Consider the following 14974-nt stretch of genomic DNA (forward strand, 5'->3'; position numbering starts at 1 on the left):
GTTTGCCCGGCCCCGGTGGTGCCTCCCAGGTCTACGGCTACGTCCGCTGCGGCGGTCAGGTCTGCCGCTGGCGTGTTGGTTTCGTTGGTGACGGTGTTGCCGAGTCCGAGGTCAATGACTGCTGCGGCGGCGAGGTCGGGGCTGGTGGTTTGCCCGGCCCCGGTGGTGCCTCCCAGGTCTACGGCTACGTCCGCTGCGGCGGCCAGCTCTGCCGCTGGCGTGTTGGTTCCGTTGGTGACGGTGTTGCCGAGTCCGACGTCCACGACGGCTGCCGCGGCGAGGTCGGGGCTGGTGGTACTTCCGCCGGTCCCTGTGCCGTTGCCCAGGTTGACTGCGGCATCCACTTCGGCGACGACGGCCGTTGATTCGGACGGCGTTGGACCACCCAGCAGGCCCAACGACGTCGAGTCAGCGGACGCCGCCGCCGAGATGAGGGCGGATGCGGATAGATCCGATCCGCTGGTAGTGTCCGCGGCGTTCGCCGCGGTGCAGCCGAAGGCTAAAAGCCCGCCGGCAAAGAGGGTGCCAAGCATCCCCCTGCGAAGGTTGGAACTCATGATGATGTCTCCTGAGAAAGTTGAGTAAGGGTGCTTTCAGCAACCCGATTGGTCACGTTTCTGCCGCAAATGGGCAGGCGTGCCTCAACTAGTCAGGAGAAGAACCGGGGTCGAAGGACACCGGTGCAGGGGCATGCTCAGGGGTCTCACCGACGCAAATGGCACCGGGAAGGGAAAAATCAAAGGTTAAGGGGTTCAGGAATGCAGACGAACCGGGGGAACCGCCTGATGCCGATCCGCTTCCTGTGCCGGAGGAGCCAGGCGCCGAAGGAGCCTGGGGCGAAGGATCGACGGTTCCGGGCAGGTCATGGCTGGAGTCGGATGCGCCGATCATTGCCCGAAGGGGCGCCGAAGCTTCTGCCAGGGATACGGCACCATCAGGGTTCGCGGCGGTATCCGGAGCAGCAACAACGGAGGATTCCGCAGGTGCCGCCGTCTCCGCCGTCGACTGTTCTGGGGTGGACGCTTCCGTAAGGACCATGGCGGCAGTCGCTCGAACTTCCTCCTCAACCGCGGCGACAGGCAGTTCGGGAAGCTCAACTGGCAGCGGCGCCGTGCCGGCCACCAGATCGGAGACCGGCTCCAGGACCGGTTCGAGAACGGGAAGAGTGCTAGCCACTGGTGGAACAACAGCCTCCACGACTGCTGCCGTTACTCCGTCCGCAACCTGAGCGATTGGAGCAGCGACAGACGTGACGGCGGCGGCGGGAACCACTTGGTTTACCACCGGGACTGCCGAAACGATATTGTCCGCGAGGCCCGAAACCTGGCCGACCACCGGCTGCAGCAGGCCTACAGGGGGCGCAGCCGCAGGAGATGGGGCAGGAACAGTGTGGGCAGGAGCTTTTGGTGCGGGGCCAGCCAGCTTGTCCGTAACCGAAGACACCGAGCTTGTGACGCCGCCAAGCAACGACGATGTGTCCGAGAGTGTATCGGCGGAAGCTGCCGAGGATGAAAAAGTTAACCAGGTAAGGGTCGCAGCCCCCGCGAGAAGTACAGGCCGAAGGGCACGCCATGGAGAAACAGCGTTAGCCATGCGTACCACCCCCAGTACCCGGTGCATTCGACGATGCCTACAGCCTAAGACTGGATGTTGCGGGAAGTCTAGGGTCTTCTAAAACAATTCGACAAAAGTGGAAACTTTTGTATCAGGCCAATGACAATACGGCTTGTGTCCGTCATTGCTATGACGGATTGCGGAAGCTCCTAATGGCTGTCATTCGGGTAGCTGACCCCCAGTTGGGCCCGCACCCCGTCGAAAAGCCGCATCGTGTTCAAAGAGTCATCCAGCGGCATCACTGGGCTTTCCGTTAGGCCCTGCTGGATGCACCGTGTCACTTCACGCAGCTCATAGGTGTATCCGCGGCCCACGACCTCAAAGGATTCGATGCGGCGTTCTTCCCATCCGGATCCGACAACGAGTTCACGTGGATTATTAATTGACCCGATGCTTTGCAGGAAGCCTTTGCTTCCGGCGACGCTGGCCGTGCGTGGACCATGGGCGAGCAAGGAGGAGGTCAGCTGCGCCTGCGCGCCGTGGTTGTATCCGAGTGTCATGGCGTTCTGGGCGTCGACGCCATCGTCATTGAGAAATCCCGTAGCGCTGACCGTTTGCGGAAACCCAAGGGTACCTAGTGCCCACAGCAACGGATAGACGGAAAGGTCCAACAGCGCGCCGCCGCCGTCCTGCCTGGCCCATAGCCTTGCCGTGGGTGAATAAGGAGCCGGGAAACCGAGATCGGCTGTTACCCAGTGGATGTCACCCAGTTCTCCGGAAGCGGCGATCTCGAAAGCCCTCTGCATACTGGGCAGGAAACGGCTCCAGACTGCCTCCATCAGGAAGAGCTTGCGGCTCCTGGCGGCTTCGATCAGTTCGGCCGCTTCCCGGGCGTTGATGGTGAAGGCCTTCTCGCAGAGAACGTGCTTGCCCGCATTGAGTGCGGCCAGGACGATCTCGTAATGCTGTGCGTGGGGCGTCGCAACGTAGACAACGTCCACCGCTTCATCGGCAAGCAGCCGCTGGTAGCCGGCGACACCGCCGTCGTCCCCATAGGCCTTCGTGAAGTCATAGGCCACGGCGAAGGCATCTGCTGTGTCTTGACCGCGGGAGCTGACGGCATAGAGCTCAGCGTCATTCAGCAAGGCCAGGTCTTGCGATACCGAACGAGCTATCCCTCCGGTCGCAATGATTCCCCAGCGCAGGGAAGCTCCCGTTGCGGAGCGGGGGTCCTGGTCGGGTTGGCTGGACAGCCACGGTGTGGCAATGGGCGCGCTCATGGAGCAATCCTGTCACAGGGCCGCTGGAGTAAAGGCCGATGAGCCGCCGCCATTGAGCTCGGGTTGGTGCATGGGCGGCCACAAGTGAGCGGGCGTGTGTGGGGGGAAGGGGGAGGGCCGACGCTCCCGGCCCTCCCCGTACCTGCCGGGTCCTGCGTCTTGGCCCCAACGGTAAGCAGGCACGGAAAAGCCCGGTCCCCCGATGGGGACCGGGCTTTCCGGGGACTGCTTACTTGGTGATCGGGCCGAGTACCGGATCGTCCACGTATGCCGTCTTCACGTTGGCAGAAGTAACGATGACGGGCTCCAGCAGATAGGCCGGAACGGTCTTGACGCCGTTTTTGTAGGAGTCCTTGTCGTTGACTTCAGGCGTCTTGCCGGCCTGGAGGTCTTTCACCATGGTGATGGCGTGCTCAACGAGCTTGCGGGTGTCCTTGTTGATGGTGGAGTACTGCTCGCCAGCCAAAATCGACTTGACAGACTCTTTCTCGGAGTCCTGACCCGTGATCACCGGGATCGGCTTGCCGGCGGCCTTGACGGACGTCAGGATTGCGCGGGCCAGGAGGTCATTGGGTGACAGGACACCGTCCAGGTTTGCGCTGGTGTAGCTGCCACTGATCAGCGTGTCAGCGCGGCGCTGGGCATTTTCGCCCTTCCAGGCCTGGGTTACGGCCTGCTCGAAGCTGGTCTGGCCGGACAGGACCTTGAGGGTGCCGTCGTCGATCTTCGGCTTCAGGACGCTCATGGCACCGTCGAAGAAGACCTTTGCGTTGGCATCGTCAGGCGAACCTGCGAACAGTTCGATGTTGTAGGGGCCGGATGGCTTCTTGGCCTTCATGCCTTCCAGCAGCGCCTGGCCCTGGAGCACGCCCACCTTGAAGTTGTCGTAGGCCACGTAGTAGTCCACGTTCTCGGTGTTCAGCAGCAGGCGGTCGTAGGCGATGATCGTGGCGCCGGCATCCTTGGCCTGCTTCAGCTGGGTGCCGAGCTGGGTGCCGTCGACAGCGCCCACGATGAGGACCTTGGGGTTCTTGGTGATCATGGCGCTGATCTGGTTCTGCTGCTCGGAAACACCGGCATTGGCAAACTGGACATCAGCCTTGAATCCGGCATCTTTGAGGCCGTCATTAAACAGCTTTTCGGCGAGGACCCAGTTCTCACTGGTCTTCTGGGGAAGTGCGACGGCGATGTCGGCGCCCTGTTCGAATCCTCCTGCGCCTTCTGTTCCGCCGCCCGAAGGAGCCTCCTGGCGGCCGCAGCCTGTCAGTGCCAGTGCTGCGATGGCAGCGACTGCTGCTGCCTTCCCTGCTTTACCAATCATTCGCATTGTTGGTTCTCTTTCTCTGTAGTGGTGTAACGCTATTCAGGCTGCACAACTCAGGCTTCCCTGGCGATGGCTTCCTTGGTGGAGGTTGTCTCATCGGGCTGGAGCGGGTTGCTGGGGCCGCCGGCGGCACGGCCGCCGCCGCCGACGTTCCTCATCAGCAGGCCGATGATCGACTTCTTGCCCTGGCTCTTGTTGTAGACGTCGAAGGCGACGGCGATCAGGAGCACCAGGCCCTTGATGATCTGGGTGAGGTCTGCGCCGATGCCCAGGAGTTGCAGGCCGTTGTTCAGGACTGCCATGACCAGGCCACCGATGATGGACCCGACCACGGTGCCCACGCCGCCGGTGACTGCGGCGCCGCCGATGAAGACGGCGGCGATGGCGTCAAGTTCCCAGCCCACGCCGTCGAAGGGGCCTGATGCGGTGGAGCGGCCGACGAAGATCATGCCGGCCAGGCCGGCGAGGATGGACATGTTCATCATGACCAGGAAGTTGACCTTTTTGGACTGGACGCCGGAGAGTTCGGCGGCGTGGCGGTTGCCACCGACGGCGTAGACGTGGCGGCCCAAGATGGTGCGGGAGGCGATGAAGCCGTAGACCAGCACCATGACGGCGAGGATCAGGCCGGGGATGGGGAAAGAGGTTCCGGGACGGCCGGTGGCGAACAGATAGGTGGCGTAGAGGATGGCACCGCAGATCAGGACCAGTTTCAGGGCGGTGACCCACATTTCGGGTACTTCGGCGCCGAGGGCCTTGGCGCGGGCGCGGGAGCGGAGCTCGCCCCACACCACGAACGCGGCGGCGGCGATGCCCAGCAGCAGGGTGAGGTTGTTGAATCCGGTGTTGGGGCCGACTTCGGGGAGGTAGCCGGATCCGAGGTACTGGAAGTCGGAGGGGACCGGGATGGTGTTGGACTTGCCCACGAACTGGTTGAAGCCGCGGAACAGGAGCATGCCGGCCAGGGTAACGATGAAGGCAGGGATGCCCACGTAGGCTGTCCACCAGCCTTGCCAGGCGCCGATCACCGCGCCGAGGACCAGGCCCAGGAGTACGCCGGCGTACCAGGGGATGCCCCAGTCGCGGATGGCCAGTGCCACGGTGACACCGACGAACGCGGCCACGGAACCGACGGAGAGGTCGATGTGGCCGGCGATGATCACCAGGACCATGCCGATGGCCAGGATCAGGATGTAGGAGTTGCCGTTAAAGAGGTTGATGACGTTGCCGGGGGTGAGGGTCCGGCCGTTGGTGGTGATCTGGAAGAAGATGATCAGTGCGACCAGGGCGAAGATCATGCCGAATTGGCGGGTGTTGCCGCCAAACAGCTTTTTGAGGGCGTTCATGGTGTCAGTCCTTGTGTCCGGAAGGTTCTGGGGAGCCAGAGGGTCAGGCGGCTTCGGCTTTGCGGGCGGAGGTCATCAGTTTCATCAGGCTTTCCTGGCTGGCCTCTTCTTTGGTCAGGACACCGGTGATGGCGCCTTCGAAGATCGTGTAGATACGGTCGGACAGGCCCAGGAGTTCGGGGAGCTCCGAGGAAATGACGATCACTCCCTTGCCTTGGTTGGCCAGCTGCTGGATGATGCCGTAGATCTCGTACTTGGCACCAACGTCAATGCCGCGGGTGGGTTCATCCAGGATCAGCAGGTCGGGGTCGGTGAACATCCACTTCGACAGGACCACCTTTTGCTGGTTCCCGCCCGAAAGTTTGGCGACGCCTTCCTCAACGGACGGGGTCTTGGTGCGCAGCGACTTGCGGTACTGCTCCGCCACCGTGAACTCCTGGTTCGGATCCACGACGTAGTTGCGGCTGATCTTCCGCAGGTTGGCTGCCACGGTGGTGGTTTTGATGTCGTCCAGCAGGTTCAGGCCCAGCGACTTGCGGTCCTCGGTGACGTAGCCCAACCCGGCATCGATGGCATGGCGGACGTTCTTAAGGACCACTTCCTTGCCGTCCTTATAGATATGCCCGTCGATGAAACGGCCATAGGACCGGCCGAACACGGACCGGGCCAGCTCGGTGCGTCCGGCGCCCATTAGCCCTGCGAAGCCCACGATCTCTCCGCGGCGGACAAAGAAGCTGGAGTTCTTGCAGACCAGCCGGTCCTGGACCTGCGGATGGCCCACAGTCCAGTTCTTGACCTCGAAGAAGATCTCGCCGATTTTCGGTGTGTGGTCCGGGAACCGGGATTCCAGCGTCCGGCCCACCATGCCCTTGATGATGCGGTCCTCGTCCACGCCGTCGGCTTTGACGTCCAGGGTCTCAATGGACTTGCCGTCTCGGATGATGGTGATGGAGTCGGCGATCTGCTCGATCTCGTTGAGCTTGTGGGAAATGATGATGCACGTGATGCCCTTGGCCTTCAGGCCGAGCATCAGGTCCAGCAGGTGCTGGGAATCGGATTCGTTCAGGGCGGCCGTGGGTTCATCGAGGATGAGGATCTTCACGGATTTGTTCAGTGCTTTGGCGATTTCCACCAGCTGCTGCTTGCCCACGCCGATTTCCTTGATAGGCGTGTCCGGATCGTCCCGCAGGCCCACGCGGGCCAGCAAGTCCAGGGAACGAAGCCGGGCTTCGGCCCAGTCAATGACCCCGCGCTTGGTGGGCTCGTTGCCCAGGAAGATGTTCTCCATGATGGAGAGCTCCGGGATCAGCGCCAGTTCCTGGTGGATGATCACAATGCCGGCGTGTTCGCTGGCCCGGATATCCCTGAATTGCTGGATCTGCCCCTGGTAGACGATGTCGCCGTCGTAACTGCCGTAGGGGTACACACCCGAGAGAACCTTCATCAGGGTGGACTTGCCGGCGCCGTTCTCGCCGCAGATGGCGTGGATCTCGCCGGCCTTGACGCGCAGGCTTACATTATCCAACGCTTTAACGCCGGGGAATTCCTTGGTGATGGACCGCATCTCCAGGATGATCGGGTCCTTCTGCGTGGTCTGGGACGTCATATTGCCCTAACCCTCCAATGCAATGACTTCTTTGTCCGGCCGGCAAAGCGCAGGGCCGTCTGATGAAAAAGTAAACTGGATCACGCCCGTTGTCGTCAAGTCTTTAACGCATATCGCGGGTAACGAAACGGTCTAGGTTCTACGGATTCCGGCGTGCTGGAACACCAAAGCGGCCGCACCCAATGCCTCGGCCCGGTCGCCGAGAGATGACATGGTGATGGTGGTGGTCTCGCCGATAACGGGGACGGCGTGCCGCACCAGCCCCCTCTTGATGGGATCCAGGAGAAGGTGGCCGAGGCCCGCCAGCGGCCCGCCAACCACGATCACCTCCGGGTTGATCAGGTTCGCGACATTGCCCAGCGCACGGCCGACGGCAAGGCCCGCATCGTCCAGCACCCGGAGCGTCGCGGAGTCACGTGCCAAGGCCTTCCGGACGATGTCGGCAGGCGTCAATGGCCGGTCTTCGCCGCGGCTCAAGAGTTCGATCATGGTTGTGGTTGATGCGATTGTTTCAAGGCAGCCGCGGTTTCCGCAGCGGCACACCAGGCCCTGCTCGTGGATGGTGGCATGGCCAATTTCGCCAGTGATTCCCACATTGCCGTAGTAGGGTGCGCCGTTGAGGATGAGGCCGGCTCCGATGCCGGATCCGATCTTCAAAAACAGCAGGTTGCTGACTCCGGTATGCTGGCCCCAGGTCACCTCTGACCAGGCGCCAAGATTGGCGTCGTTGTCAATAAACACGGGGATTTTGAGCCTGTCCTCCAGGTGCTGGAGGATGTTGATTCCCACCCACTCGGGCAGGATGGCCCCTTGCGCCACGGTACCGGTGCGCCGGTCTATGGGGCCGGGGATTCCGACGCCGGCACCCACCACCGCAGAGCGTGCAATGCCGCTGTCACGCAGCAGTTTCTCGAGCAGGACCTCTGCCGCCTGGATGCCTTCCTCGGCCTGATGTCCGAGCGGCAGGGCGACGGATTCCTCCGCGATGACGTGATAGCTCAGCGAAGCCAGGACCACCCGCAGGTGCCTGCGGCCGAAGTCGATTCCCACGGCCACGGCACCGTTGCTGTTGAGCCGGACATTGAGCGCCCGGCGGCCCGAACTGGTGATGGGTTCGGTAGATGCCAAGCCGGAATCGAGCATGATTTTGACGATGTTGGAGACCGTTGCGGTGGATAGGCCGGTCTGCCGGGCCAGTTCTGCCTGCGTGGAAGGGCCCGCCATCAGCGTCTCGATGATGCGTTGCTGGTTCAGTTGCCTCAGGGCCGACTGGGAGCCGGGGTTTTTTGGCTTGCTCCTCGTTGAGCGCGTAGTTGCGGGCATGCTTAGAAGATTGCCCCATTCAGCCCGTTGTAGTCAAGAAGTTAACGCAATGAAGCGCTTGCCCCACAGCTTGCGTGCCGGGATGATCTGTCCGGGAAAAGGGGCCAAGCGGTGCAAATGGCCCCAGGAAGAGCTCCCAGGCACTGGTTAGTCTGGTGTCAGGCCTTCAACGGATAGGCTGCTCCAACGAGGGAAGGTGGCTGCGGTGTTGCTGGCACTCCTGCAGGCAAGGGCTGATGTGATGGATGCGGAAGCCAACTGTGCCGCCATCGATGCGGCCGCGGAAGCGGCTGCCGCTGCAGGAGCAGAAATCCTGTTGACGCCCGAACTCTTTCCCACAGGTTATGCTCCCCGCCGCGTGCGGGCAGAAGTGGACCCGGCCGGACTGCCGGAGCTTCACTCGAAGCTTGCCGGCATCGCCCGGCGTCACAGGATTGGCCTGGTGTACAGCCTTCCCCGGGTTACCGGGCAGGGGGAGTGGCACATCAGTGCAACCCTCCTTGATTCCGAGGGCACCAACCTGCTCACTTATGACAAGGTCCACCTCTTCGGCCCCGAGGAACGGGCTGCTTTCGGTCCCGCCGCCCAGCCTCCCGCCGTCGTCAGTCTTAATGGCATCCCCACCTCCATGGTGATCTGCTACGACGTCGAATTCCCGGAGTCGGTCCGGGCCGCTGCAGTGGCGGGTGCCGAACTGCTCCTGGTTCCCACTGCGCTGGCCCACGGGTACGACGACGTCCCGCAGGTGCTGCTGCGTGCCCGGGCGCTGGAAAGCCAACTGACCATTGCCTACGCCAACCATTCCGGCGTGGAAGAGGGATGCAGATTCCTGGGTGGCAGTGTCATCGCCGGCCCCGACGGCTCATTGCTGGCAGCAGCGGGGGAAGAACCTCAGCTCATTTACGCAAAGGTGGACAAAGACGCTGCTGCCCGGGCCCGGAGTGACGTGCCCTACCTCGCCGAACGCCGGCCGGACCTCTACCGGTCCTGGGATTCATGAGCGTTCCCGGCCAGCAGGACCTCGTCGTACTGCAGGGCAATCCACAGCTCCGCACGGGACTGGGCCAGGCCTAAGTCCAGATCCAGCAGTTCGGCAATGGCGTTGACCTGGCGGCGGACGCTGTTGCGGTGCAAACCCAGCTCCTTAGCCGTGGCGTCCCAGCTTCCGTTCGCAGCCAACCAGCATTTCAGGACACGGAGCTGTCCGTCGCGGCGTTCCGGCTCCAACTCCAGCACCGGCGCCAGGAGCCTAGCCGCCAGCATGGTGCCGGCTTCCCGGCCGAGCAGCCCTGTGACGGACCAGGTCACCTCCTCGACGCGGGCGCTTTTGCCCGTCGCCGCCACCCGGGGCCGCAATGAGGAGGTGCGGCGGTAGGCCGCCGGCAGGCCGGACAGCTCCACTGGCTCACCCACCACCAGGCGCCATCCAAGCTGTTCCACCTCCGCAACCAGCTGGTCATCCACCTTCAGCCGCGTCACGGCCGCGAAGCCGTAGTCGGTCAGTTCCACCATCTTGCTGTCGAACAGCCGCCGCCACTGCAGCAGCTCCCGGACCGGCCCGTCGTCGGCTGCGGGGGCGTCCGCTGTCCGCATTCCCTGCACCACCCGCACCTGGCCGGAGCGCGTTCCCGCCACGCTTTGCGCCAACAGATCCTTTAGCCCGTTCAGCTGCCGCGTGTTGCCCCCGGCAAGTGTCTCCGGGTGCAGCAGCAGTGCGGTGGCGAGCTGGCTCGGGGCCAGTGACCCGCTGGTGCGCTGGCGGACCAGTAGTTCCAGGAGCCCGACGACGGACGAAACCACGCTGTTCTGGGCCGGGGTCAGCGGCTTATCGGCGCCGAGGACGAGGCTGCCCAGGGTCGCGTCCTTGTTGCTCCTGAGGGGATGGCCGAACACCAGCGCCGAGCCGGGGGCGTCAAACGCTTCTGTTTCCACCCGGGGTCCGCTTCCGGTCATCAGCTTCTTGAGAAGGGGCTGAAGTTGGGAAGGTTCGACGGCGGCACCCGCCCGGGCACGTGCCCGGCCGTCCGCGCCAAACAAGACTGCCCACACGGGCACGCGCTGGGTCAGTGCCGCCAGCAGTTCATGCTCGGGCCGGGCAGAGAGGACGGCCCGCATCAGGTGCCGGTTGGTCTCCGCGAGCTGCCGGAAAACCCGCGCGTTTCCCGACTCCAGCAGTTTCGAGAACTCCAGTCCCAGGGCGGCGAACGGGACGCTGGCCGGGACCTCCACCAGGGTGAGTCCGTGCTGCCGGCAAGCGGCCAGCACGTGGTCCGGAACGCCGTCGTAATACGGCTGCAGGCCGAAGCCCAGCGCGGCCACCCCGGCGTCAACGAGCCGGTGGACATACTCCTGCGCCCGTGACGTGGCGTTGCGGAGGTCCCTGCCTCCGCCGCCTTCCCCGTTCCCCTCACCGCGGAACGGCAGGCCCGCGGTGAGGACAAATTCACCGTCGAGCAGGTACGGGGTGGGGTCTTCCAACTCGCTCGGCTCCACCCAGCGCAGGGGAACATGGCGGTTGCCGGCATCGTGGACCACCACCACTTCCGGTGGAAGCGCATCGAGGAACTGGCCCAGCGTGACAGCGTCCAGCTGATCCGGACTGCCGTCCATGGCTGGTGCATTACGTCTCATGGATGATCACTATAGGGCACTTTGCACCGCCTGAGATGCGGCTCACAGCCCTACTGTGAATGAGGGGAAACCAGTTCAGCAGCCAACGAAAAAGAACGGACGTCAACGATGACTGTGCCTACACTCTCCGGCCGGCCCCCGGCCGGGCCGGCCGCCCGTCCCGCTCTGGGCGCCCAGCTCCTGCGCCGCAAACCTATCGGGCAGATGGTCAGCGAGGCGGAAAGCGCCGGTGGCGGCCCCCGCCTGGTCCGCAGCTTCGGGGTCCTCCAACTCACCATGATCTCCGTGGGCGCCACCCTGGGCACGGGCATCCTGGTGATCCTGGGCGAATCCGTCCCCCTGGCCGGACCGGCCATCTGGATCTCCTTCGCGATCGCCGGCCTGGCCGCCCTCCTGTCCGCCGTGTCCTACGCCGAGATGGCTGGGCTGGTGCCCGTTGCCGGTTCCAGCTACTCCTACACGTACGCCACCATGGGCGAAGGAATGGCCTGGATCTGCGGCTGGTGCCTGGTGCTCGAGTATGCGGTGTCCGTCGCCGCAGTCGCCGTGGGGGCGGGGCAGTATGTCAACGAGGCCCTTGCAGTGTTCGGTGCCGTGCTTCCCGACGCCGTGTCCCAGCCGCCCGGCGACGGCGGGCTGGTCAACATCCCAGCCATGGTCATCGTGGTGCTCGCCACCATCCTCCTGGTCCGGGGCGCCAAAGAAAGCGCCTGGATCAACACCTCGATCGTGGTGGTGAAGGTGGGCATCCTGCTGTTCTTCTGCGCCGTGGCCTTTACCGCTTTCAACGCCGGCAACTTCGAACCGCTGCTGCCTATGGGTGCCGCCGGTGTCTCGGCCGCCGCGTCCAGGGTGTTCTTCTCCTACATCGGCTTCGACGCAGCCTCCACGGCAGGTGAAGAAGCCCGCAACCCGAAGCGTGACCTGCCCCGGGCCATCATGCTGTCCATGATCATCGTCACCACCATTTATGTCCTGGTTGCCGTCGCCGCCATCGGGGCCCGGCCCTGGAGCTGGTTCGACGGGACAGAGGCGGCACTCGTGAAGATCCTCGAAGAGATCACTGGCCAGCCGTGGATCGCCCTGGTCTTCGCGGTGGGAGCCGTGCTGGCCATCGCCAGCATCGTCCTCACGGTCCTCTACGGGCAGACCCGCATCCTGCTCTCCATGGCCCGCGACGGACTCATTCCCCAGGTCTTTGGCCGCGTCTCCCGCCGCGCCGGCACCCCCGTGGCCGGCACGCTCCTGGTGGGAACCGCCGTCGCACTCACCGCCGGGCTGGTCCCGCTGGGCGCCCTCGCGGATGCCACCAGCATCGGCACGCTCTTTGCCTTCGCCCTGGTGAACCTTGCCGTGATCTACCTCCGCCGCACCCGGCCCGAACTGGAGCGCACCTTCCGCGTGCCGTTCTTCCCGCTGACACCCATCCTGGGCGCCGCAATGTGCGCCTACCTGATGGCCAACCTCGGCGCTGACACCTGGGTGGTCTTCGCCCTCTGGATGCTGGTGGGTGTTGCAGCGTACTTTGGCTACGGGCGCCGCAACTCCAAGGTGGCGGCACTGAGCAACGAAGAATACCGCGAGCTGTCCAGACCGAACCTTTCAACCCAGCAAAACCCTGAACCGACGAAGGCAGAACTTCCATGACCATCGCCACCGAACTGCCGGCCTCCGACCCGTCCAGCACCTCAGCCGCCCCGGCCGCGGCTGCAGCTGCCGGGGGAACCGCCGCGGGTCCCATCACCATGCTGAATCCGGACTTCCCGTTCAGCTATGACCACTACCTCGCGCACCCGGATGGTTTGGGGTCCGTCCCGCCCGAACTGCTGGGCACTGAGGTGGCCGTCATCGGAGCAGGACTTTCGGGGCTGGTCACTGCGTATGAGCTGATGAAGCTGGGGCTGCGGCCGGTGGTGTATGAAGCCGACCGCATCGGCGGGCGCCTGCGCACTGCCTCGTTCCCGGCTGCGCCCGGCGTGGTGGCAGACCTTGGTGGCATGCGCTTCCCGGAATCAGGCAAGGCGTTCTACCACTACGTGGACCTGCTCGGCCTGGAAACCGAGGAGTTTCCGAATCCGCTGTCCACGGCAACCTCCAGCACGGTGATCGAGCTGGCGGGCCAGAAACACTATGCGGAAAAACCCAGCGACCTGCCGCCGTTCTTCCGCGAAGTGGCCGATGCCTGGAAGGCGGCGGTCAATGACGGAGCGAAGTTCGCCGAGATGCAGCAGGCCATCCGGGCCAGGGATACGGGCCGGATCAAAGAACTGTGGAACGAACTGCTGCCGCTGATGGACGAGCAGACCTTTTACGGCTTCATCGCCGCCAGTGACTCTTTCAAGAAGGCAGGGTTCGCACACCGGGAGGCCTTTGGCCAGGTGGGCTTCGGCACCGGCGGCTGGGACACCGATTTCCCCAACTCCATCCTGGAAATCCTGCGCGTGGTGTACACGGACGCCGATGACCAGCACCGGCTCATCAGCGGGGGAGCACAACGCCTGCCCGAGGCACTCTGGCAGCACGCGCCGTCGGGCATGGCGCACTGGCCGGAAGGAACCTCCCTGTCCTCACTGCACTCCGGCTCGCCCCGCGGTGCTGTGGGCAGGATCAGCCGCGACCCGGACGGAAACCTGCGGATCCGCGAACGCTGGGGCCGTGAGGCCAGCTACCCGGCGGTGGTGACCACCTGCCAGTCCTGGCTCCTGTCCACCCGGATCCACACGGAGGAAGCCCTTTTCCCGGCTGAGCTCTGGACCGCTATCGAGCGCTCGCACTACATGCAGTCCTCCAAAACGTTTGTGATGGTGGACCGGCCGTTCTGGAAGGACATCGACCCGGACACCGGCAACGAGGTCCTGTCGATGACCCTTACGGACCGCCTCAACCGGGCCACGTACCTGCTGGACAACGGTCCGGACCAGCCCGCCGTCATCCTGCTCTCGTACACCTGGAACGACGACGCGTTGAAGTGGCTGGCGCTTGATGCCGACGAGCGCGTTGAACTCATGCTGCACTCACTCGAGCAGATCTACCCCGGCGTGGACATCGCCGGCCACATCGTGGGCCAGCCCATCACCGTCTCCTGGGAAGCCGACCCCAACTTCATGGGCGCCTTCAAGGCCAACCTCCCCGGCCACTACCGGTACCAGCAGCGGCTGTTCACGCACTTCAAGCAGGACAAGCTGCCCGAATCACAGCGCGGCATCTTCCTGGCCGGGGACGACGTTTCGTTCACGGCCGGCTGGGCGGAAGGCGCCGTCACCACGGGCCTGAACGCCGTGTGGGGAGTCCTGAACCACCTCGGCGGCGCCTCGGCTCCTTCCAACCCCGGACCCGGCGAACTGCTGGACGAGATCGGGCCAATCAGCCTCGATTAGAGGTGCATCTGCCGGTGCGCTGCGGCCAGCTCGACGTAGCGCGCCGCGTTGGCCCGGACGCCGTCGTACTCCTCATCGGTGAGTTCGCGGCGCACTTTGCCTGGGACCCCAGCCACGAGCGAGCGGGGCGGGACCACCGTGCCTTCGAGCACTACGGCGCCGGCCGCCACAAGCGAGCCGGCGCCGATCACCGCGCCGTTAAGTACTGTCGCGCCCATGCCGATCAGGCAGTCGTCCTCCACAGTGCAGCCGTGCACGACGGCGGCGTGCCCCACGCTGACGCGCTTGCCCACGGTGCAGGGAAAGCCGGGGTCCGCGTGCAGCACCACGTTGTCCTGCAGGTTGCTGCCGGCGCCTACGGAGATGGCGGCAGTATCGGCCCGGACCGAGACGCCGTAGAACGCGCTGGCGTCTGCGGCGAGGGTGGCGTTGCCAATGATCGATGCCGTGGGGGCAACAAAAGCGGAGTCGTGGACGGCCGGGGTGTTGCCGGCGAAAGGGTAAAGAGGAGCCATGGCCCAAGCCTAGGACAT

Annotated in this window: 11 protein-coding genes and 1 pseudogene; 3 read left to right on the forward strand and 9 right to left on the reverse strand. The window is 64.3% G+C overall.

The window, feature by feature from the left end; all coding sequences use genetic code 11:
* The 7 genes and pseudogenes from QRN11_RS06200 to QRN11_RS06230 all read right to left on the reverse strand — a co-directional run.
* Positions 1–557: pseudogene (locus QRN11_RS06200) on the reverse strand (hypothetical protein); the annotation flags it as partial.
* A gap of 88 nt (positions 558–645) precedes the next feature.
* The gene (locus QRN11_RS06205; RefSeq protein ID WP_285250282.1) at positions 646–1176 is read right to left on the reverse strand and encodes a hypothetical protein; all 531 of its coding nucleotides are present in this window, start codon (positions 1174–1176) and stop codon (positions 646–648) included.
* A 587-nt stretch (positions 1177–1763) separates the two neighbouring features.
* The gene (locus QRN11_RS06210) at positions 1764–2834 is read right to left on the reverse strand and encodes a Gfo/Idh/MocA family protein (RefSeq protein WP_285250283.1); all 1071 of its coding nucleotides are present in this window, start codon (positions 2832–2834) and stop codon (positions 1764–1766) included.
* Between the two features lie 229 nt (positions 2835–3063).
* Positions 3064–4161 (reverse strand): substrate-binding domain-containing protein, encoded by a 1098-nt coding sequence (locus QRN11_RS06215; RefSeq protein WP_285250284.1) that lies wholly within the window; start codon positions 4159–4161, stop codon positions 3064–3066.
* Between the two features lie 50 nt (positions 4162–4211).
* Positions 4212–5504, reverse strand: a complete 1293-nt coding sequence (gene mmsB, locus QRN11_RS06220; protein WP_142061651.1) for a multiple monosaccharide ABC transporter permease — start codon at positions 5502–5504, stop codon at positions 4212–4214.
* Positions 5505–5547: 43 nt separating this feature from the next.
* Positions 5548–7110: a multiple monosaccharide ABC transporter ATP-binding protein gene (mmsA, locus tag QRN11_RS06225; protein WP_285250285.1), complete on the reverse strand. Its 1563-nt coding sequence runs from the start codon at positions 7108–7110 to the stop codon at positions 5548–5550.
* Between the two features lie 132 nt (positions 7111–7242).
* Positions 7243–8433, reverse strand: coding sequence for an ROK family transcriptional regulator (locus tag QRN11_RS06230; protein WP_285250286.1), 1191 nt, complete (start codon positions 8431–8433; stop codon positions 7243–7245).
* A gap of 205 nt (positions 8434–8638) precedes the next feature.
* Here QRN11_RS06230 and QRN11_RS06235 point away from each other — a divergent pair, with 205 nt between their 5' ends.
* Complete coding sequence (locus QRN11_RS06235; protein ID WP_285250287.1) at positions 8639–9433, forward strand: nitrilase-related carbon-nitrogen hydrolase; 795 nt, start codon at positions 8639–8641, stop codon at positions 9431–9433.
* On the opposite strand, the gene QRN11_RS06240 is transcribed toward QRN11_RS06235, so the two are convergent.
* Positions 9412–11064: a PucR family transcriptional regulator gene (locus QRN11_RS06240; RefSeq protein WP_285250288.1), complete on the reverse strand. Its 1653-nt coding sequence runs from the start codon at positions 11062–11064 to the stop codon at positions 9412–9414. The genes QRN11_RS06235 and QRN11_RS06240 overlap by 22 nt on opposite strands.
* A 108-nt stretch (positions 11065–11172) precedes the next feature.
* On the opposite strand from QRN11_RS06240, the gene QRN11_RS06245 reads away from it, so the two are divergent.
* Positions 11173–12711 (forward strand): amino acid permease, encoded by a 1539-nt coding sequence (locus QRN11_RS06245; RefSeq protein WP_285250289.1) that lies wholly within the window; start codon positions 11173–11175, stop codon positions 12709–12711.
* Positions 12708–14441, forward strand: coding sequence for a flavin monoamine oxidase family protein (locus QRN11_RS06250; RefSeq protein ID WP_285250290.1), 1734 nt, complete (start codon positions 12708–12710; stop codon positions 14439–14441). The genes QRN11_RS06245 and QRN11_RS06250 overlap by 4 nt, the downstream gene beginning before the upstream one ends.
* Here the strand turns inward: QRN11_RS06250 and QRN11_RS06255 are convergent.
* Positions 14438–14956, reverse strand: coding sequence for a gamma carbonic anhydrase family protein (locus tag QRN11_RS06255; protein ID WP_285250291.1), 519 nt, complete (start codon positions 14954–14956; stop codon positions 14438–14440). The two genes, QRN11_RS06250 and QRN11_RS06255, sit on opposite strands and share 4 nt — an antisense overlap.
* Positions 14957–14974 lie beyond the last annotated feature (18 nt).

Source organism: Pseudarthrobacter sp. fls2-241-R2A-168 (genome assembly GCF_030209335.1).
GTDB lineage: Bacteria > Actinomycetota > Actinomycetes > Actinomycetales > Micrococcaceae > Arthrobacter.